General features: G+C 32.5%; 16 protein-coding genes. 6 read left to right on the top strand and 10 right to left on the bottom strand.

What is annotated here, in order from left to right; all coding sequences use genetic code 11:
- Positions 1-41: 41 nt before the first annotated feature.
- Together AB2B44_RS00565 and AB2B44_RS00570 are read right to left on the bottom strand one after the other, a co-directional pair.
- On the bottom strand, positions 42-344 hold the full coding sequence (locus AB2B44_RS00565; protein ID WP_369047611.1) for an LETM1 domain-containing protein: 303 nt from the start codon (positions 342-344) through the stop codon (positions 42-44).
- Positions 344-1,507, bottom strand: a complete 1,164-nt coding sequence (locus tag AB2B44_RS00570; protein ID WP_369047612.1) for a proline dehydrogenase family protein — start codon at positions 1,505-1,507, stop codon at positions 344-346. The genes AB2B44_RS00565 and AB2B44_RS00570 overlap by 1 nt, the downstream gene beginning before the upstream one ends.
- A 104-nt stretch (positions 1,508-1,611) precedes the next feature.
- Between AB2B44_RS00570 and aroB the strand changes: the two genes are divergently transcribed.
- The gene (gene aroB, locus AB2B44_RS00575) at positions 1,612-2,664 is read left to right on the top strand and encodes a 3-dehydroquinate synthase (RefSeq protein ID WP_369047613.1); all 1,053 of its coding nucleotides are present in this window, start codon (positions 1,612-1,614) and stop codon (positions 2,662-2,664) included.
- Between the two features lie 4 nt (positions 2,665-2,668).
- Here the strand turns inward: aroB and bshA are convergent, their stop codons facing one another.
- The 7 genes from bshA to AB2B44_RS00610 all read right to left on the bottom strand — a co-directional run bounded on the left by bshA (position 2,669) and on the right by AB2B44_RS00610 (position 14,436).
- Positions 2,669-3,796, bottom strand: a complete 1,128-nt coding sequence (bshA, locus tag AB2B44_RS00580; RefSeq protein ID WP_369047614.1) for an N-acetyl-alpha-D-glucosaminyl L-malate synthase BshA — start codon at positions 3,794-3,796, stop codon at positions 2,669-2,671.
- A 246-nt stretch (positions 3,797-4,042) separates the two neighbouring features.
- Complete coding sequence (locus AB2B44_RS00585; RefSeq protein WP_369047615.1) at positions 4,043-4,438, bottom strand: heavy-metal-associated domain-containing protein; 396 nt, start codon at positions 4,436-4,438, stop codon at positions 4,043-4,045.
- A gap of 22 nt (positions 4,439-4,460) precedes the next feature.
- Positions 4,461-6,164 (bottom strand): efflux RND transporter periplasmic adaptor subunit, encoded by a 1,704-nt coding sequence (locus tag AB2B44_RS00590; protein WP_369047616.1) that lies wholly within the window; start codon positions 6,162-6,164, stop codon positions 4,461-4,463.
- Positions 6,165-6,194: 30 nt separating this feature from the next.
- Positions 6,195-8,717: a heavy metal translocating P-type ATPase gene (locus AB2B44_RS00595; protein ID WP_369047617.1), complete on the bottom strand. Its 2,523-nt coding sequence runs from the start codon at positions 8,715-8,717 to the stop codon at positions 6,195-6,197.
- A gap of 132 nt (positions 8,718-8,849) precedes the next feature.
- Entirely contained in the window at positions 8,850-10,151 is a 1,302-nt protein-coding gene (locus AB2B44_RS00600) for a TolC family protein (RefSeq protein WP_369047618.1), read from the bottom strand.
- A gap of 34 nt (positions 10,152-10,185) precedes the next feature.
- Positions 10,186-13,914: an efflux RND transporter permease subunit gene (locus AB2B44_RS00605; RefSeq protein ID WP_369047619.1), complete on the bottom strand. Its 3,729-nt coding sequence runs from the start codon at positions 13,912-13,914 to the stop codon at positions 10,186-10,188.
- A 108-nt stretch (positions 13,915-14,022) separates the two neighbouring features.
- A complete protein-coding gene (locus AB2B44_RS00610; RefSeq protein ID WP_369047620.1) occupies positions 14,023-14,436 on the bottom strand; it encodes a hypothetical protein in 414 nt (137 codons plus the stop codon).
- A 119-nt stretch (positions 14,437-14,555) separates the two neighbouring features.
- On the opposite strand from AB2B44_RS00610, the gene AB2B44_RS00615 reads away from it, so the two are divergent.
- From AB2B44_RS00615 to AB2B44_RS00630, 4 genes are all read left to right on the top strand, one after another.
- The gene (locus tag AB2B44_RS00615; RefSeq protein WP_369047621.1) at positions 14,556-15,242 is read left to right on the top strand and encodes a M15 family metallopeptidase; all 687 of its coding nucleotides are present in this window, start codon (positions 14,556-14,558) and stop codon (positions 15,240-15,242) included.
- A gap of 82 nt (positions 15,243-15,324) precedes the next feature.
- Positions 15,325-15,990: a hypothetical protein gene (locus AB2B44_RS00620; protein WP_369047622.1), complete on the top strand. Its 666-nt coding sequence runs from the start codon at positions 15,325-15,327 to the stop codon at positions 15,988-15,990.
- A 126-nt stretch (positions 15,991-16,116) separates the two neighbouring features.
- Positions 16,117-17,106 (top strand): pyruvate dehydrogenase (acetyl-transferring) E1 component subunit alpha, encoded by a 990-nt coding sequence (gene pdhA / locus AB2B44_RS00625; RefSeq protein WP_369047623.1) that lies wholly within the window; start codon positions 16,117-16,119, stop codon positions 17,104-17,106.
- A gap of 3 nt (positions 17,107-17,109) precedes the next feature.
- A complete protein-coding gene (locus AB2B44_RS00630; protein ID WP_369047624.1) occupies positions 17,110-18,765 on the top strand; it encodes a pyruvate dehydrogenase complex dihydrolipoamide acetyltransferase in 1,656 nt (551 codons plus the stop codon).
- Positions 18,766-18,861: 96 nt separating this feature from the next.
- Here AB2B44_RS00630 and AB2B44_RS00635 read toward each other — a convergent pair whose 3' ends face one another.
- Positions 18,862-20,175 (bottom strand): dihydrolipoamide acetyltransferase family protein, encoded by a 1,314-nt coding sequence (locus AB2B44_RS00635; RefSeq protein WP_369047625.1) that lies wholly within the window; start codon positions 20,173-20,175, stop codon positions 18,862-18,864.
- Positions 20,176-20,453: 278 nt separating this feature from the next.
- Between AB2B44_RS00635 and AB2B44_RS00640 the strand changes: the two genes are divergently transcribed.
- Positions 20,454-21,029 carry a YceI family protein gene (locus AB2B44_RS00640; RefSeq protein WP_369047626.1) on the top strand — a complete coding sequence of 192 codons (576 nt, stop codon included), beginning with the start codon at positions 20,454-20,456 and terminating at the stop codon, positions 21,027-21,029.
- Position 21,030: the final 1 nt, after the last annotated feature.

A 21,030-nucleotide genomic window follows, 5' to 3' on the forward strand; every position in this document is an offset into this window, starting at 1 on the left:
AATTACGAATTTCAAAATTTTTTATTTCTCTAATACCGTAACTAATCCATATCGATATCTGGAACATCTTCTTTAAAAGCGCTAGGCAAAATATCAGGAATTAATTTAATTAATAACGGTAATAAAATAGCACCTCCAGGAAGCATAAACACCGCAAAAGCAGGTATGCTTTTACAAATATCTAACAATTGATTTTTTACTTTTTGCTTTTCTTCTTCGGTAAGTTTTTGAGAAGCTGATTTTTTTAATAAAACGAGTAATTCTTTACTTTCTCGAAGTTCTTTTGCTAGTCGTTTTTTGTTTTTTTGAATGCTCTGTTTTATTTCTTGTACTGTAGTACTCATTATAGCTTTCTTCGTTTCTTTTCTATGGTAATTAAATTTAGCTCTCTGCTGGTTTGCCCTGCTACAGAGGTATTTTCTTCAGCTCTACGAATTAAATAAGGCATGACATCTCGTACTGGTCCAAACGGAACATATTTGGCTACATTATAGCCTTTTTCGGCCAAATTAAAACTAATATTATCGCTCATACCGTACAACTGCCCAAACCATAAACGCATATCATCATTGGTTATTTTATGTTTTGCTGCCAAATCCATCAATAAATATGAACTCTCCTCATTATGAGTACCCGCAAATAATGCCATTTTATCGTGTTCTACCATATAGGTAATGGCCTCATTATAATTATCGTCTGTAGTTTGTTTATCTTTACAAATTGGCGATGGATAGCCTTTTTGTTTTGCTCGTTCACGCTCTTTTTCCATATAGGCTCCTCGAACAACTTTCATACCTATATGAAAGCCTTTTTCAATGGCTTTTTGATGTAATTTTTTTAAATATGCCATTCGGTCATGGCGATACATTTGTATGGTATTAAACACAATGGCTTTTTCTTTATTATACGTTTCCATTAATTCTTCTACCAAATTGTCAGCTGCAGCTTGCATCCAACTTTCTTCTGCATCAATTAATATAGGCACATCTTTTTCTGCTGCTGATTTACAAACCGCATGGTAACGCGCCACTACTTTATCCCATTCTTCCTGTTCAGACAACGTTAAGTTTTCACCTTCTGAAATTTTTTGATATAAGGCAAAACGACCAAAACCCGTAGGCTTAAAAACCGCATACGGAATTGATATTTTTTCTTCTGAAAATCGAATAATTTTCAAAATTTTTTGCAAAGCATCATCAAAACTAGCCTCTTCTTCTTTACCCTCTACCGAATAGTCTAACACACTAGAAACTTTTCCTTTTGTATACATATTTTCAATAACAGGTAAACAATCTTCTTCTGTAACACCCCCGCAAAAATGATCAAAAACAGTTGACCGTATTAAGCCTTCAACGGGCAAATGTGCTTTTAAAGCAAAGTTTGTAACAGCTGTACCTATACGAACCATTGGCTCGCTTTGTATCATTTTAAATAAAAAATAGGCTCGTTCCAATTGAGAGTCAGATTTTAAAGAAAATGCGACTTCCGTATTATCAAAAAGGTTCATTTTTATTTTAATATTTGTGTTTAGTTCTTAATCGCAAATATAATTTAGAAGTAGTAAATATTTCATTTTTTTCTATTTAATTTGCACCATCAATAAAACTATGTATGAAATCTATCAAAGCTGTAAGCTACCCTATCCATTTTGAAGAAAAAGCGTACGAAAAACTAGCCTCTTTTATTGCTAGTAAAAACTATTCTTCAATTTTTATATTGGTCGACACAAATACTAAATTGCTTTGTTATCCTAGATTTATAGAACATTTAGCTATAGAAAAATCGATAGAAGTTATTGAAATTAAAGCTGGAGAAACGTATAAAAACATAGATACTTGTGTAGACGTTTGGAACGCACTTACCGAACTAAATGCTGATCGACACAGTTTATTAATTACCTTAGGTGGCGGTGTTGTTACTGATTTAGGCGGTTTTGTAGCCTCATGTTTTAAACGAGGTATTGATTTTATTAATATACCCACCACCCTACTTTCTATGGTAGATGCGTCGGTTGGCGGAAAAACAGGCGTTGATTTAGGGGTATTAAAAAACCAAATCGGATTATTTGCTAATCCTCAAATGGTAATAATAGACGATGTTTATTTACAAACACTCTCGCCAAGAGAAATACGTTCTGGAATTGCTGAAATTATAAAATATGGGCTTACTTATGATATCGAGTTATTTAATCAAATAAAAGATTATAAAAACATAAAAATTAATAATTTAATACATAAGTCTATTATCATTAAAAATGAAGTAGTTTTAAAAGACCCTAAAGAAAGTGGTTTGCGTAAAATTTTAAATTTTGGGCATACTATTGGTCATGCTATAGAGTCTTATTTTTTAAAAACTCCTCACAAAGAAGCTTTAACACATGGAGAAGCCATTGCTATAGGCATGGTTTGCGAATCGTATATTTCTTCTAAATTATTAAACCTCTCAAAAGAAAAAGTTGAAGAAGTAAAAGATACCATTATCAATATTTATGGTAAAGTACCTATCTTAGAAGAAGATTTTAAACCGATTATAGACTTACTAATACACGATAAGAAAAATCTAGGCGGACAAGTAAACTTTGTATTATTAAACGATTTTGAAGATTTTAAATTAGATTGTAAAGTAAGTAACGAGCTAGTTATTGATAGCTTAAAGTATTACTAAACACTCAACTTTTACTACAGCTTTTATATAAAGCTTCGTAAGCTGGTAAAATCGTTGTTAATGAAAATTGTTTAGCATGTTCTTTGGCGTTATGCTTAAACCTTGCTAAAACCTCATCGTCTTTAAGAATAGTTATTGTATTTTTAGCCATATCGTCAACAGCGCCTACATTACTTAAAAAGCCCGTTTTTCCGTTAATATTTACCTCAGGTAAACCACCTGCATTGGTAGAAATTACTGGTGTTTCTGCAGCCATTGCCTCTAATGCAGCCAACCCAAAACTTTCGGTTGTAGAAGGTAATAAAAACACATCTGAAAAACACAATATTTTGGCTACCTCATCACTATTCCCTAAAAAAAGAACCTTATCAGAAAGGTTATATTTTTTTGTTAACCGCTCTGCTTTAAAGCGTTCAGGACCATCACCTACCATTAATAATTTTGAAGGAATTTCTTGCGAAATCTTCGCAAATATTTTGATAACATCTCCCGTGCGCTTTACGGGTCTAAAATTACTAATATGAGTTACTATTCGCTCTGATGATTTTGCTAAGGCATTTCGTTTACACTCTTCTTCGTGAAATTTATTATACTTTTTAGTATCAATAAAATTATATACTACTTTAATGTCTTTTTGTATATTAAACAAACGTAAGGTATCTGCTTTTAAACTATTAGAAACAGCAGTAACCACATCTGAATTATTAATACTAAACTCTACCGCTGTTTTATATGTTGGATGACTACCTACTAAGGTTATATCTGTACCATGTAGTGTAGTTACTACTTTAACACCTATGCCTTTTTCTTGCAACATTTTTTTTGCCATAAAAGCTGCATAGGCATGCGGAATTGCATAGTGTACATGCAACACTTCTAACTCGTATTTTTCTACCACTTCTACCATTTTACTAGATAACGCTAACTCGTAAGGTTGATATTGAAATAGCGGATATTCTTCTAATAACACTTCATGAAAATGTAATCGATGCGATATAAAATCTAACCGAACAGGTTGATTGTAGGTTATAAAATGAACTTCATGACCTTTATCAGCAAGTGCCATGCCTAATTCTGTAGCCACAACACCACTTCCTCCAAAGGTAGGATAACATACAATGCCTATTTTCATATTTAATTTAGTATAATTAAAAGTGTAAATTTAGTGTATTACTTATATTTTTTATAACAAAAAAGCACAAAAACCATAAGCTACTTTACACAACATATTATAATAATTTATCAATACGCTATTTTTAAAATATCGGAAGTTGCCTTCCGATATTTTAAAAATTTGTTTTATTTAGTATTACCCTAGTTTTTATACACAAATAAAGCAACGTATCAAAAAGCAAAATTTATACAATTTTGCACTTTTTTATTGATTCATTGTCATTTCATGGTCGTACTGACAGCATTTAGGTAGGTTATTGTATGCCTCACTACTACCTGCTACTTTTTCAGTATCATAGCCTGCTGCTGCAATTGCATTATGAATTGCTGTTTCATTTGTTTTATTTGCATCGAAAGACACCGTTATATTCTTTTTATCTACATTCCAATCTGCATGGGTAACGCCATCAACATTATTAACTGCTTTTTCTATAGCTTTTTTACACGTTTTACAATTACCTCTCACACCAAAAGATAAATTTGTTATCGCAGCAGTTTTAGCCATTTCAGTTGTCTCTTTAGCGTTTTTTTGCGTATTGTTTTTACAACTTGTAAACCCTACAACCGCAATTAAAACAGCACTTAAAATTACTTTTTTCATTTGTTTATTATTTAATTAATTATTACTTTATCGTTTGTTTTACTTCTCCACAGGTTAACATAGCGCTACCAAAATACGGATTTTTAATCTCTTTTTCGGCGCTTAACCAAACAGCCCCTTTTTCGTTATTTGCCATAGGGCATTTTTGAACATAAAGCGGCTGTGTTACATTTTTAAGATTTTGAGCTATAGCTATTATGTTTTCGTTTAAAATAACAAAATTAGACCTTTGTGTTTCTAGCTTGTTAGCTTGACTTATCGACGCTAACATTTCAATACTTTTAGACAAGTGTGCTTTGAGCATTTTAGTTATATTTTTTTGATTAATATTTTTTAATTTACCCAAAGTTTTTTGAGCATTTTCAGCTACTTCAGCAACATCACTTTCAACAAAAGCATCTTTAAGTTGTAAATAAGACGGAATAGCATGTACAAACTGTTCTTGAAAATCTTTAGAGAGCTCCATAACCATAGCCTTATTATTATCTTGCTTACCATTTTCTTTATTCATCATACTTTTTTTACCTTGTAGTTGAGCAGCAGCATCTACGGTAAACGTACCATTAGTAACAATTTCATCTCCATTTTTTAACCCCTCTAATACTTGAAAAGTATCACCTATTCTATTACCTAAAACCACTTCACGCATCTCAAAAACAGGTTGATTAGGTTGTGTTTTAACATATACTAAAGATCGCTTTCCTGTCCATAAAACGGCTGAAGAAGGAACCGTTATTTCTTCTTTAGCGTTATGCCCCCCCTCTTCAATTTGCCCCTCAACAAACATTCCTGGTTTAAATATCTTATTTTTATTATTTAACACCACTCTTAAAGCTACAGTACGTGTTTGGGCATTTAATACGGGATTTATAAAATCTACCTTTGTTTTATATTTTTCATTAGGATAGGCTTTTGTAGTTACAATAATATCTTGTCCTTTTTTAAATAGTTTTATCTGATTTTCATATACATCAAAATTAGCCCAAACCGTATTCAAATTCATTATTTTTAACAGTGCTTGGCCTTGTTTTACATAATCACCTTGTTCAACCAGCTTTTCAGAAACAGTACCTGAAACAGTAGCGTATATTGGAAAATTTTGTTTTACCTGCCCCGATGCTTCAATTTGATTAATTTGGCTGTCAGAAATTTTCCACAATTTTAATTTATTGCGAACAGCTTTATACAAATCTGGTTGAGATTGCTTTAAAGAAGCTGCCGTAATTAGTTCTTGCTGTGCCGAAAATAATTCAGGTGAATAAATTGTTGCTAATAACTGACCTTTTTTAACTTCTTCGCCAACTGAGCTTACATTCAACCGCTCAATTCGTCCTGAAAAATAACTTGCTTGTACCAAATTAGCATCTTGATTTTCGGTTATTTTACCCGATAATTTTACACTATTATCTTTGCTTGTACTAGTACCCACTACAGAGGTTTGTATGTTTGCTATAGCCATGGCATTTTTTGTTAGTTTAAATTGGCTAGAGCTTAAACTTTCTCCTGCAGTATTAGCGGGTATTAAATCCATACCACAAATAGGACAATTTCCTGGTTCGGGTTGCATAATTTGTGGATGCATAGAACAGGTCCACATTTGTTTAGTCTTTTCTTGTTTTGAATGATTATGAGCTACTTCTTGTTTTGATAATCCTTTACCAAACAAAAATGATCCTAAAACGACTCCAAAGACTAAAATTCCTATATATATTATATTTTTTTTCACTTAATTAAATTTACGTTTAACTTTTTATTTTTAAATTTTTACACTTCTTAACCGAAGTGCGTTTGCTATTACTGAAACTGAACTAAAACTCATGGCTAAAGCGGCTATCATAGGTGATAATAAAATTCCGAAAAAAGGAAATAAAACCCCTGCAGCAATTGGTATACCTATGGTGTTATAAATAAGTGCAAAAAATAAGTTTTGCTTAATGTTTTTCATTACAGCATTACTTAAATTTCGTGCTTTCACAATTCCTTTTAAGTTTCCTTCTACTAAAGTTATCATGGCACTTTCTATAGCTACGTCGGTTCCTGTTCCCATTGCAATACCCACATCACTTTTTGCTAATGCAGGCGCATCATTAATACCATCACCCGCTACAGCTACTACTTTACCTTGCTTCTGTAATTTTTCAACTTCTTCTAGTTTATTTTCAGGTAACATACCCGCCTTAAAATCTGACAAATGTAATTCTGTAGCCACAGCCTTAGCGGTATTATAGTTATCGCCTGTTAGCATAATAACTTCAATACCTTTTTTTTGCAAATCTTTAATAGCCTTTGCACTAGTTTTCTTTATTTCATCTCCTATAACCACATAAGCAGCTAAAATTTTATCTATAGCTAAAAAAGAAACCGTTTTACCTTGTTTTTGATATTCTTCTACTTCTTTTAATATTTTAGAAGGAATTTCGGCATGAGCATATTCCATCATTTTAGCATTTCCTAAGACTACTTTTTTAGCATCAATGGTTGCTTCAACTCCTTTACCTGTTACTGCATTAAAATCTGTTACTTCTAAAATTTTAGCATGATTTGCTTTTCCGTAATTTACAGTTGCTTCTGCCAAAGGATGCTCGCTATTACTATTTATAGAGGTCATGTAATTTAAAACAGTACTACTTTGATAAGCATCATTACACGTATCTATTTTTTCTACAGTTGGTCTACCTTGAGTAATTGTACCTGTTTTATCAACAATAAGGGTATCTACTGTATTCATTTTTTGTAAGGCTTCAGCATTTTTTATTAATACCCCATTTTGAGCACCTTTACCTACACCCACCATTACCGACATAGGTGTTGCTAATCCTAAAGCACAAGGACACGCAATAATTAACACTGCAATTGCATTGACTAACGCATAAACATCAGCAGGTTCTGGCCCCCAAATTAACCATACAAAAAAGGTAATTATAGAAATTCCGATAACAATTGGAACAAAATATCCCGAAACTTTATCTGCTAAATTTTGAATTGGAGCACGACTTCTACTAGCGTTATTAACCATCTTAATAATTTGAGATAGTAGCGTGTCAGTACCCACTTTTTCGGCTTTCATTAAAAACGATTGATTGCCATTAATGGTACCACTAGTTACTTTATCATTTTCTGATTTATTTACTGGAATAGGTTCCCCAGTAATCATAGATTCATCGACACTAGTTGATCCTTGAGTTATTACACCATCTACAGGAATTTTATCTCCAGGTTTTACTTTTAGAATATCGTTTATCATTATACTATCTATACTTACTTCAACAGCTTCACCATCTACCATTTTCAAAGCTTTATTAGGTGCCAATTTTAGCAATTCTTTTACAGCAGAGTTTGTTTTACTATGTGCACGAGCTTCTAACAACTGACCTAAAAGCACCAAGGTTAATATAACTGTAGCTGCTTCAAAATATACGTTAACCGCACCCGATGCTGATTTAAACTCTGGGGGAAAAACCTCTGGAAATAACAAGCCAAAAACACTAAACCCCCAAGAAACACCTGCCCCTATACCTATAAGGGTAAACATATTTAGGTTAGCCGTTTTAATACTACGATAAGCTCGCTGAAAAAACATCCAAGTTGCATAAAATACTACTGGAATAGATAAAACAAACTGTACCCAATTCCAGTATTTCTGATCCATCATTTTAAACAACGGATTATTCGTAAGCATTTCGCTCATTGCAATTAAAAAAATAGGTAGGGTAAATGCTATAGCAACCTTAAATTTTTTCAAAAGTGTTTTATATGTTTTTTCTTCAGCAGAAAGACTAGGTTGTAAGGGTATTAAATCCATACCACAAATAGGACAAGACCCCGCTTGATCTCTAATAATTTGAGGATGCATTGGACAGGTCCATAGTACCGCTGTTGAGCTAGTTGTATTTTGCTCTTCAACCAAATCCATACCACAAACAGGGCAATCTCCTAGTTTATCATAAGTTTTATCGCCTTCGCAATGCATTGGACAATAAAAAACACCCGATTCACCACTTGTTTTAGAAGATTTTTTATGAGCTTCTTTCTTCTTTGTTAACGAAGTTTTTAGCGGTTTTTCTCCTTGATTATAAATATGGTAACGATCACCACTGTCTTCTTTTAACGCTTTTTGAAATGTTTCTATAGGAATATGTTTTTCCATTTCAATTATCGCTTGTTCTTTTGCTAAATCTACCGTTGCTTTTGAAACTCCTTTAACTTTTAAAAGAGTTTCTTCTACATGTTTGCGGCACCCATTGCAGGTCATTCCTTCAATTTCATATGTATGTCTCATTTTTTTTATTTTTTATAGTGAGGTTATTTTATTTAATAGCAATTTTTATTTTCTATTTTACTTAACTTCAATTAGTTGTAAAGTTCATAAAAGAAAAGAGTAGTAAAGTTACGCTTTTTATTATTTCCTTTTTTATTTTGTTAAATAATTAATAATTGTAGTTTGCATATAATAGCTTTTAACCGCTTCAATTTGATTTATTTGAAATTTTAGCTGTAATGCCTGCACGTCTAAAACATCGTTAAAATCAATGGTACCTGTTTGATAACTCTTAATTAAAATTGTTTCAGCATCTCTAGCTTGTTTTAAATTTTTGGCTTGAGTAGTATAGCTTATTTTTGCTGAATTACTATTTTTAACAGCCTTGTCAAGCATAGCCTCTAACACATTTAACCGATTTTCTTTTTCAGCTAAAATTTCTTGCTGTTTTAACTTGTTTTGTTGGGTTTTCGATTTATTTTTATTGCTAAATATTGGAATAGAAATACTAATCATAGGCATGATAATATCTTTTCCGTTATCATTAAAATTCATATTTGGTCTTTTAGAAACAGCTACATAATCGAGCCCAAAACCTAACATAGGTTGGCGATCTTTTTGGTTTATGAGTTCTGATTGTTTTACAGATAAATACAGTTTATCGTATTTTAACAATTCTGGGTGTAAAGTCAGTTTTTTACTATCAAATAGCTCATCGCTCAACGGCATTGGCAGATTATCTACAACTTTTACGGATATAGTTTTATCTCTATTTAACAACTTATTAAAAGCGGTTTGTTCTGCTAAATAACCTTGCTCTAAAACTTGCTTTTGTTGTACCAATTCGTTTTGCCTCATCTGCAGCCGTAACACATCTACTGCAGATGCTTTACCCGACTCAACCGAAGTTAATGCTAATTTTTCATACGTGTTTAATAAATTTATATTTTCATCTAAAACCACTTGCTTTGCTTTTAAAGCATATAAATTATAATACGATTTTGATACAGAAGCTATTAATTTTCTTTTAGCCACAGCTACTTCTTCAAAAACAGCATCGGCTAACGCATCAACATAATTTTCTCTAGCAGTAATAATACCAAAAGCAGGTAACATTTGTTTTGCCGAAACTTTAAAACGTTGCGCCCCTGTTCGTGTTTCTGGTTCGCTTATAAAATATCCTACCCCAAACTGTGTATTAGGTAATGTATTAACTTCATTTACTTTCTCTTCAACTCTTTTATGTTGTAACTCAAATTTTTTAATCTCTGGGCTATTAGCTAATGCTTCGTTAATATACCCTTGTAAATTTTGAGAATATCCATAAGCACCAAAAAACAATAATACTAACAGCAGTTGGATATTTGAAAATGATAATTTAAAGTTACATTCTAAAGACTTTACGCTAAAAAAACTTAATCGGGTTAATTTTATATTTTTAAAAATACTATTCATAATTTTTTAAATTTTAGTATTGTTTGCTGTAAGTTTATTTGCTTTTAATTTTCAACTCTGCTCGCCAACTATATAAAACAGGCACAACAAATAAGGTAATTAAAGCAATAAGCATACCTCCAAAACTTGGAATTGCCATAGGAATCATAATATCACTTCCTCTTCCTGTCGACGTAAGCACGGGTAATAAAGCTAAAATGGTGGTAGCTGTTGTCATTAAACAAGGACGGATTCGTTTTTCACCTGCTTGTACTACTGCCGCTCTAATTTCCTTTTTATTTTGAGGTGATTTTTTCTCAAATATTTGTGTTAAATAAGTAGCAATAACAACTCCGTCATCGGTTGCAATACCAAATAATGCAATAAACCCAACCCAAACAGCAACACTTAAATTAATTGGATGCATCTGAAAAACATCTCGTAAATTTTTTCCGAAAAGATTTATGTTAAAAAACCAATCTTGACCATAAAGCCAAATCATTAAAAATCCTCCTGAAAAAGCTACAGCAATTCCACTAAATACCATTAAAGAGGTAGCTACTGAACGAAATTGAAAATACAAAATCAAAAAGATAATCAGTAATGCTAATGGCACAACTACGGAAAGTGTTTTTTCTGCACGAAGTTGATTTTCATAAGTTCCTGTAAACTCATAACTAATGCCTTTAGGCACTATTAAGCTACCATCATTTATTTTTTTCTGAATATACTTTTGTGCATTTTCTACTACGTTAACTTCAGGGTAATTGCTTAACTTATCAAATAATACGTAGCCCACTAAAAAAGTATCTTCACTTTTAATCACTTGTGCTCCTTGTTGATACGTTATACTTGCCAATTCACTCAATGGTACCGAATTACCTTTAGCTACAGGAATATAAATTTTTCGTAAATCTGTTGGATTTGCTCGTAATTCTCTTGGATAACGCACTCGCACCCCATAACGCTCTCTACCCTCAACGGTTTGTGTTAAAACCTTACCACCAACGGCTACTTTTAAAACATCTTGTACGTTTTCGATAGATATTCCGTAACGTGCTAATTTTTCTCTATCTATGTTAATTAACAAATAGGGTTTTCCTACTATTCGATCTGCAAATACAGCTTCTTTTTTTACGCCTTCAACTTGTTTTAAAATAGATTCTAACTGCACGCCAAAGGCTTCAATTTGTTTTAAATTTTGTCCTTTAATTTTAATTCCCATCGGTGCCCGCATACCTGTTTGCAGCATTACTAAACGGGTTTCAATGGGCTGTAATTTTGGTGCTGAAGTTACACCTGGTAGTTTCGTAACGTTTACAATTTCTTTCCAAATATCATCGGGTGATTTTATATTAGGACGCCAATTACGGAAAAACTCTCCTTGATTATCCTCTATAAGCATTTCAGATGTTATATCATGTGTATCTGTAATAACATTTGCTTTAGTTTTATTTAAATTAACCTCATTATTTTTATTATAAACCAAACGCCCGTCTTTTAACACAAAAAAGCCATCGTCATTAACTTTATACCGTTGTCGTTGACCGTTTGTGTTCAACATATATTCTGGTTTATACTGAATCATGTTTTCATACATCGATAGCGGTGCAGGGTCTAAAGACGACTCTACTCTACCCGCCTTTCCGACCACAGTTTTAATTTCAGGAATATTAGCCACTGCCATATCTAATTGTTGTAAAACATGTTTATTTTCTTCTATTCCTGCATGTGGTAACGAAGTTGGCATTAACAGAAAAGACCCCTCGTTTAAAGAAGGCATAAATTCTTTTCCTGTATTTTTCATAATTAAAAATCCACAAATAACAATGACAATAGGAATAGATAAAAACAAGACTTTATTTTCTAAAGCCCAATTTAAAATACGGGTATAATATCTTCTAAAAATAGCGAAAAAGCCTAGTAGCCCAAAACAAACTATTCCTACAAAAACAAGATTCCAAAAAATATTTTTATCAACTCCTAAAGGTCTCCAATATTCAGCTAGTAGAAAAACAATTGCTAGAGTCGAAATTACAATATTTGCTATATTAGCTTGTTTTGCAGTTATTTTATCTAGAAGCTTTAAAATCGCAGCAACACCAAATGCAATTAAAATACCTCCTAGCCAATAACCAAATACGATTGCAATAATTCCTATTAAAACTAAAAGACCATTGAAAAAATAAGCAACTTGTTTTTCAATTTTTTTTCTTTTAAATAAAAATGCTGCAAATGGCGGAATTAAAAACAAAGCAACTATAATAGAAGAAACAAGTGCAAATGTTTTGGTAAAGGCTAAAGGTCTAAATAATTTACCTTCTGCCCCAATCATAGTAAATACTGGAATAAAACTAATAATGGTTGTTAATACCGCTGTTACTATTGCTCCTGAAACTTCTGCTGTAGCATTGTAAACCACTTTATTTATTGGTGTGTTTTTATCATCTTCATCTAAATGCCTGATAATGTTTTCAGACAGAATTACCCCCACATCGACCATCGTACCAATAGCAATAGCAATACCAGAAAGAGCTACAATATTCGCATCTACTCCAAAAAATTTCATCGCTATAAAAACCATTAAAACGGCAACAGGTAATAAGCCCGAAATTAAAATAGATGCTCTAAGATTAAACACCATTACAATGATAACCAAAATGGTAATTAAAATTTCTAAGGTTAATGCTTCATCGAGAGTACCTAGGGTTTCTTTAATAAGCTCTGTTCTATCATAAAAAGGTACAATGGTAAGTTGCGAAGTTCGTCCATCTTTTAATTTTTTTGACGGTAACCCCGAGCTTATTTTTTTAATTTTTTCTTTTACATTATTAATAACCTCTAATGGATTAGCACCATAACGAGAAACCACTACACCACCAACCACTTCAGCACCTTCTTTATCTAATATACCTCGCCTTTGCTTTGGGCCTAGTGAAACTTTGGCAATATCTTTTATTTTTATGGTGGTAAAATTGTCAGATGTTACTACTGCATTTTCTATATCTGCAATAGATTTAATGTATCCTAAACCACGTACCAGATACTCAACTTTATTAATTTCAACCGTTTGAGCCCCAATATCTTTATTGCTCTCTTTTATTGCTTTTACCACTTGGTTTAAACCAATATGGTATTGTCGCATTAACTCTGGATTTACATCTACCTGATATTCTTGCTCGTAACCTCCAATAGAAGCCACCTCTGACACTCCACTAGCAGAAGATAAGGCGTACTTAATATAATAGTCTTGAACACTTCTTAATTCATGTAAATCCCAGCCTCCTGTTACATTTCCTTTTTCATCACGCCCTTCAAGGGTATACCAAAATATTTGACCTAACCCAGTTGCGTCTGGTCCTAATGAGGGTTTTACCCCTTCTGGCAATAATTTGTCTGGTAATGAATTTAGTTTTTCAAGAATTCGACTTCTACTCCAATAAAAATCTACATTTTCATCAAAAATTATATAAATGCTTGAAAACCCAAACATTGAAGAACTACGAATGGTTTTAACTCCCGAAATTCCTAAGAGCGATGTAGTTAATGGATAAGTTATTTGATCTTCTATATCTTGTGGTGAACGACCATCCCATTTGGTAAATACTATTTGTTGATTTTCACCAATATCAGGAATAGCGTCTACTGCAACAGGGTTACTTGGTAAAATACCCGTATCCCAATTAAAAGGTGCATGAACAATTCCCCACCCTATAAATAAAACAAGTAATAATACAGCTACAAGTTTATTTTCTATTAAAAATTTGATGCTTTTATTTAGCATTGATTTTGATTTTTTTAAACAATTAAACTTAGGTATAAAAAAATACCATATACAACAACATAACCCTTATAGCAAGCCATAAAGATTATTTTTTTATTGTCTAAAAAATCAAATTAAATAGGTTTCGTCAAGCACATGAATGTCTTTGACGACCAAAGGCGGTATATAATTTTTGAAAAGAATTACTTTATTTTGTAACTCTTTAAATACTGTAGTGTAGGCATAAACAAAGGCAACTGCTAATAATTGTTTATGAAAAACTACTTTATAAGTTGGTAACTCTAATTGGTTTTGACCTTTTACTACTGTTTGTTCGTTTCTACAACAGTCTTTCTTAGTTACCGTACAATCTTGGTTTGAAGAATTTTGTTTCTCCATTCCGCACGTTTCAGCTTTTTTAACAACTGAAGTTGCTACTAAAGTATCTCCACAAAAATGCATATCTATAGTAAATGACATTGTAGAGAATAAAACCACAACCGCCATTAATACAGATACTATTTTACGTAAAAATGCTTTCATAAGACCACAAAATTAAGAAAAAATTAAAACCCTTTAACAAATTGAATGTTAAAAAACACATAACTTCCATAAAAACTACCCTCATTTTTTAAACTATACATTTTTTGTAAATTTGAATAATGAAAAAATTCTTAGTTACACTTTTATTAATACTACTATTTGCTATAAAAGGAAATACCCAAAACTTACCTAAAGGATTTGTATATTTAAATGAAATTGCCCCTAGCATTCAGTCTGAATTACGGTATTGCTCTCATAATAATTTTGTAGGAATTCCTATTGATGGATATGAAGAAAGCACAATTATCACAACTGCTTTAGCTGCTAAAGCACTAAAAAAAGTACAAGCTGAATTAATTGACAAAAAATTAAGTTTAAAAATTTTTGATGCTTACAGACCTCAAACCGCTGTAAATCATTTTGTGAAATGGGCTCATGTAATAAACGACACCTTAATGAAACAGCAATACTATCCAAAAATAAACAAACGCTACTTATTTAAACTAGGCTACATTGCATCAAAATCAGGGCACTCAAGAGGCAGCACTATAGACTTAACGATTGTTAATAAAAACACAGGCGAAGAGTTAGACATGGGTAGCCCGTACGATTTCTTCGGAATTTCATCACACCTTAACTATCAAAAACTTACAAAGCAACAAAAAGAAAACCGTCAATTATTACAACAACTTATGCGTAAACACGGTTTTAGACCTTATATTAATGAGTGGTGGCATTTTACATTACGTAACGAACCTTTTCCAAATACTTATTTTGATTTCCCTATAAAACAAGATACTCATTAAACATTGTAAACCCTGCAATTTTTAACAATTTATAAAGACAAAACTATTCAATCGGCATTATCTTTGCTATATAAATTTTAGTATGAAATTATTGCCGCTTTTTTTAATATTATTTCTGTTTGCAACTCTTACCAAAAGTTTTGCACAGCTAGACAACTCAAACGGATTAACTAAAAGCAATGATGCTTCAATAGGAATAATTGAGACCCCTGCTAAAACAATTACAAAACCCAATTCACTAAATTTAGACCCCGAAAATGGGTTTAAAACAGCACATCAAGAGCAACAAAAAGAACAGCAAAAAGCACAAGCTCAAAGAGATTTTGAGAACAAAGGCATTGTAAGTAGCGCCAAAATAGCAAAAGAACGATTTAGCCAAAACTATAAAAAAATAAATGGACAATATGCCGTTATAGACCAAAACCTAGGAAGTTTTAGAAGCGATTCTAAATATGTGAAAGTGTATTGTCGAGATTTTCAGCAACCCGATAATGATCGAGTAACTATCTACCACAATGGTATACCCGTTGTATATAACATAACATTGGTAAGTGGGTATCAAAGTTTTAAAATTCCATTACAAATTGGGCAAAACATTATTGCCTTTAAGGCTTTAAACCAAGGCACTTCTGGTCCTAACACTGCAGCTTTTAAAGTCTATGACGATAGTGGTAATTTAATTTCTTCTAACCAATGGGAACTTGCCACAGGAGCCAAAGCTAGCATTGCTATTACAAAAGCAAAATAGCTTTTTTTATTTTTTTTATACTTCTTTAGCAAACTCTTTTTTAAGTTGACAAAAACTACTACTTTTGTTGCGCTATTTTATAAAAAAAATAAAGTATCTATATACACATAAAACAAACAATTTAAAATGAAAAAAATAACCAAAGAGACCTATTTAAATTGGTATAAAGACATGCTTCTTTGGCGCAAGTTCGAAGATAAATTAGCCGCTGTTTATATTCAACAAAAAGTAAGGGGGTTTCTACATTTATATAATGGTCAAGAAGCTGTTTTAGCAGGTGCATTGCATGCCATGGATTTATCAAAAGATAAAATGATTACAGCTTACCGTAACCACGTTCAACCCATAGGAATGGGCGAAGACCCAAGACGAGTTATGGCAGAATTATATGGTAAAGTAACAGGTACTTCTCATGGTATGGGAGGGTCTATGCATATTTTTTCTAAAAAACATGGTTTTTATGGAGGCCACGGAATTGTTGGTGGTCAAATTCCATTAGGTGCAGGTATTGCCTTTGCCGATAAATATAAAGGAAGTGATGCAGTTACTTTAACTTATTTTGGAGATGGTGCTGCCCGCCAAGGATCATTACACGAAACATTTAACATGGCAATGAACTGGAAATTACCTGTTATTTTTATCGTTGAAAACAATGGATATGCCATGGGTACCTCGGTAGAAAGAACTGCAAACCACACCGATATTTGGAAACTAGGTTTAGGTTACGAAATGCCTTGTGGTCCTGTTGACGGAATGAACCCCGTAAAGGTTGCCGAAGCAGTTAATGAAGCTATCGAACGAGCTAGACGTGGAGATGGACCAACTTTCTTAGAAATGAAAACTTATCGTTATAGAGGTCACTCTATGAGTGATGCTCAAAAATACCGTACAAAAGAAGAGGTTGAAGAATACAAAAAAATCGACCCAATTACTCAAGTACTAGACGTTATTAAAGAAAAAAAATATGCTTCTGACGATGAAATTGAAGCAATTAATAACGATGTGAAAAATTTAGTAAAAGAATGCGAAAAGTTCGCAGAAGAATCTCCATATCCAGAAACACAACAGTTATACGATATGGTTTATGAACAAAAAAATTACCCTTTTATTCGATAAAATATGGCTACAATAGTAAATATGCCTCGTTTAAGCGACACTATGGAAGAAGGTGTTGTGGCAAAATGGTTAAAAAAAGTAGGAGACAAAGTTGAAGAAGGCGATATTTTAGCAGAAATAGAAACTGACAAAGCGACTATGGAGTTTGAATCTTTTCATGAAGGTACACTTTTACACATTGGTGTACAAGAAGGTGAAACTGCCCCTGTAGATAGTTTATTAGCTATTATTGGTGAAAAGGGTGAAGACTTTTCTGCTTTACTAAATGGCGTTGATTCTTCTGAAAAAGAAAGTACCGACAAAAAAGAAACAAAAGCTTCTGAAAATACAACAAGTAATTCTTCTAAAGAAACCAGTACAACAGCTATACCTGAAGGAGTTGTTATTGTTACAATGCCTCGTTTAAGCGATACTATGGAAGAAGGTACTGTAGCTTCTTGGTTAAAAAAAGTAGGCGATAAAGTTCAAGAAGGCGATATCTTAGCTGAGATAGAAACCGATAAAGCCACTATGGAATTTGAATCTTTTAACGAAGGAACATTACTATATATTGGCGTACAAGAAGGCGAAACAGCACCTGTAGATAGTTTATTAGCTATTATTGGTGAAGAAGGTACCGACGTGTCTTCTGTAATAGAAAGCCAAAAATCAGGCTCATTATTACAAACCCGTAATAACGAACCAAAACCTGAAACTTCAAGTACTAAAGAAGATACAAGCATACAACCTACTCAAACTACAGAAACAACCTCAAACACAAATACAGGTAGAGTTTTTGCCTCTCCATTAGCTAAAAAAATAGCTAAAGACAAAGGAATTAACCTAGCAGAGGTTAAGGGTTCTGGAGAAAACGGGCGTATTGTTAAAAAAGATATAGAGAATTACACACCTGCAGCTAAGGCTCAAACCTCAAATGCATCAGCTAGTGCTAGTACTTCAACTCCAACAGCAGTTACTAATTTTGCAATTGCAGGAGAAGAAAATACAACTGAAGTTAAAAACTCTCAAATGCGTAAGGCTATTGCTAAAGCACTAAGTAATTCTAAATTCACAGCACCTCATTTTTATTTAAATATTGAGGTAGATATGGATAACGCAATTGCTTCTCGTAAAACAATAAACGCAATCCCAGACACCAAAGTTTCTTTTAACGATATGGTTGTTAAAGCTTGTGCTATGGCATTACAAAAACACCCACAAGTAAATACTAGTTGGACAGACAATAACACTTTATTTCACAACCACATACATATAGGCATAGCGGTTGCTGTTGATGATGGATTAGTAGTGCCTGTTGTAAAACACACCAATGCACTAGGTTTAACACAAATAGGTGCAGCGGTTAAAGATTTAGCTTACAAAGCTAGAAACAAGAAAATTGCACCCAACGAAATGCAAGGAAGTACTTTTACGGTTTCTAACTTAGGTATGTTTGGTATTGAAAGTTTTACCTCAATTATAAACCAACCAAATTCAGCAATTTTATCAGTTGGTGCTATTGTGCAAAAACCAGTAGTTAAAAATGGTCAAATTGTTGTTGGTAACACAATGATGTTAACTTTAGCTTGTGACCACAGAACTGTTGACGGAGCTGTAGGTGCACAGTTTTTACAAACCTTAAAAACTTACATCGAAAATCCTGTTACTATGTTAGCATAGTATCTTTTATTATAAACACATAAAAAAAGGCTCGCAAATTGCGAGCCTTTTTTTATGTGTTTATAATATTTATATATTATTATTTTTAATAAAAATCTAAAAATCTTGATTTACATCCCAAGCTTCTAACGTTTCTTTTAACGTTTTAATAAACATGCCTCCTAAAGCTCCATTAACCACCCTATGGTCGTACGAATGTGATACAAACATTTTTTGTCTAACCCCAATAAAATCACCCTCTGGAGTTTCTATAACCGCAGGCACTTTTCTTATCGCTCCTAATGCTAATATTGCTACTTGAGGCTGATTAATAATTGGCGTACCCATTACAGAACCAAAACTTCCAACATTAGTAACTGTATATGTGCCATCTTGAATTTCATCAGGTTTTAATTGATTAGTTCTAGCACGATTAGCCAAATCATTAACTTGTTTGGTCATTCCAACTAAATTTAATTGATCTGCATTTTTAATAACCGGTACAATTAAATTTCCGTCTGGTAGCGCAGCAGCCATTCCTAAATTAATATTTTTCTTTTTTATAATAGTATCTCCATCAACAGAAATATTAATCAGCGGATATTTTTTTATTGTAGCTGCCACCGCTTGCATTAAAATTGGAGTAAAGGTTAATTTCTCACCCTCTCTCTTAAAAAATGCGTCTTTAACCTTATTTCGCCAAACAACAATATTAGTAACATCTATTTCTATAAACGATTGTACATGTGCCGATATTTGTACAGAATCAACCATATGCTTAGCTATCAATTTACCCATACGGCTCATTTGTATAACCTCATCGCCCTCTTTTATAGTAACAGGAGTATTTTTAATAACTGGTTTTACGTTTATAGATTCAGAATTTATTTTAGAAACCTCTGCTGAAGAAGAAACTTTACCCCTGTTTTCTATATAAGATAAAATATCTGTTTTTGTAACTCTACCATCTTTTCCCGTACCCGAAATGCTTTCTAATTCTTGCATAGAAACCCCTTCGGTTTGAGCTATATTTCTAACCAAAGGCGAAAAGAATTTTCCAGTTTCAGAAGTCTTAGTAATTAAAGATGGGGTACTTACGGTTTCTTTTGCTACTTCAACCGTTTTTTCTACTGCTGCTACAGCTCCTTGCTCAGTTTCAGGCTTATCTGTTGAAGATTTTTCTTCTTCTCCTTCCATTTCAATAATAGCGATGGTTTGCCCAACCTGTACTACAGCATCTTTTTCAAATAAAATTTCAACAAGCTTTCCTTCTACCTCACTAGGCACCTCACTATCTACTTTATCTGTTGCAATTTCTACCACAGCTTCATCTTGCTCAACGGTATCGCCTATGTTTTTTAGCCAAGATGTTATAGTCGCCTCGGCAACACTCTCACCCATCTTGGGTAATTTTAATTCAAACTTTGCCATTACACCTATTTTGTCAGTTGCGAAAGTACTAAAAATCGATGATTTTTTCACCCTTTTTATTCTTAAAATTTTAGCAAGTAACCCTTTCTTAAAATTAAATTATTAATAATATAAAAGAAATAACATGTTTTATTTTTGTGCTTTTAATACAAAAAACACTATTAAATTAAATTATTTTCAATCAATAATATACAAAAACAAAGTTATCATCCAATGACAATTGTCATTATTTACGATGAATTTACAGTATAACTTTGGTGTACAAAATGAAAGAAACCATGAAAAAAACAATAACAATTTTAATTTTGCTTTTGGCTACAAATATTCTGTTTAGCCAAAAAACAGTCTCAAAAAAAGAGCTTACCATTACTTTTCCAAGTAAGGTTTTAATAAAAGGAACTTCAACTCTGCACAATTGGGAAAGCACTGTAGAAAAGCCAAGTGTTACAATGGTTTTAAATGATGTAGATGATACAAAAAACATAGAAAGCCTTAATGTTTCTATTACATCTACCAATATAAAAAGTGGTAAACGGTTAATGGATAAATTAACCTATGAAGCGCTTAAATCAGACGAATATCCACATATCACTTTTGTTTTTAAAAAAGGAAAACTTATAAAAGAAAACAACAGCGAGGTTGATATAGAATTGAATGGAAATTTAACCATTGCAGGTGTTACTAAAAATGTATCAGTGCCTACAAACATTAATAAAAAAGGAACCAATATATATTTAAAAGGAGTTTACAAACTAAAAATGACTGATTATGGAGTAACCCCACCAAAAGCACTTTTCGGAACCATAAAAACTGGAGATGAAATTACTATCGATTTTAATCTAAAATTAAATTAAC

Origin of the sequence: Tenacibaculum sp. UWU-22 (genome assembly GCF_041021355.1) — a bacterium.
GTDB lineage: Bacteria > Bacteroidota > Bacteroidia > Flavobacteriales > Flavobacteriaceae > Polaribacter.

Coding starts and splice junctions, on each gene's coding strand:
- bshA (WP_369047614.1), bottom strand. CDS start 3,796: ATGAAAATAGGCATTGTATGTTATCCTACCTTTGGAGGAAGTGGTGTT.
- pdhA (WP_369047623.1), top strand. CDS start 16,117: ATGAAAAAAATAACCAAAGAGACCTATTTAAATTGGTATAAAGACATG.
- AB2B44_RS00630 (WP_369047624.1), top strand. CDS start 17,110: ATGGCTACAATAGTAAATATGCCTCGTTTAAGCGACACTATGGAAGAA.
- AB2B44_RS00595 (WP_369047617.1), bottom strand. CDS start 8,717: ATGAGACATACATATGAAATTGAAGGAATGACCTGCAATGGGTGCCGC.
- AB2B44_RS00600 (WP_369047618.1), bottom strand. CDS start 10,151: ATGAATAGTATTTTTAAAAATATAAAATTAACCCGATTAAGTTTTTTT.
- AB2B44_RS00635 (WP_369047625.1), bottom strand. CDS start 20,175: ATGGCAAAGTTTGAATTAAAATTACCCAAGATGGGTGAGAGTGTTGCC.
- AB2B44_RS00610 (WP_369047620.1), bottom strand. CDS start 14,436: ATGAAAGCATTTTTACGTAAAATAGTATCTGTATTAATGGCGGTTGTG.
- AB2B44_RS00605 (WP_369047619.1), bottom strand. CDS start 13,914: ATGCTAAATAAAAGCATCAAATTTTTAATAGAAAATAAACTTGTAGCT.
- AB2B44_RS00640 (WP_369047626.1), top strand. CDS start 20,454: ATGAAAAAAACAATAACAATTTTAATTTTGCTTTTGGCTACAAATATT.
- AB2B44_RS00565 (WP_369047611.1), bottom strand. CDS start 344: ATGAGTACTACAGTACAAGAAATAAAACAGAGCATTCAAAAAAACAAA.
- aroB (WP_369047613.1), top strand. CDS start 1,612: ATGAAATCTATCAAAGCTGTAAGCTACCCTATCCATTTTGAAGAAAAA.
- AB2B44_RS00615 (WP_369047621.1), top strand. CDS start 14,556: ATGAAAAAATTCTTAGTTACACTTTTATTAATACTACTATTTGCTATA.
- AB2B44_RS00570 (WP_369047612.1), bottom strand. CDS start 1,507: ATGAACCTTTTTGATAATACGGAAGTCGCATTTTCTTTAAAATCTGAC.
- AB2B44_RS00585 (WP_369047615.1), bottom strand. CDS start 4,438: ATGAAAAAAGTAATTTTAAGTGCTGTTTTAATTGCGGTTGTAGGGTTT.
- AB2B44_RS00620 (WP_369047622.1), top strand. CDS start 15,325: ATGAAATTATTGCCGCTTTTTTTAATATTATTTCTGTTTGCAACTCTT.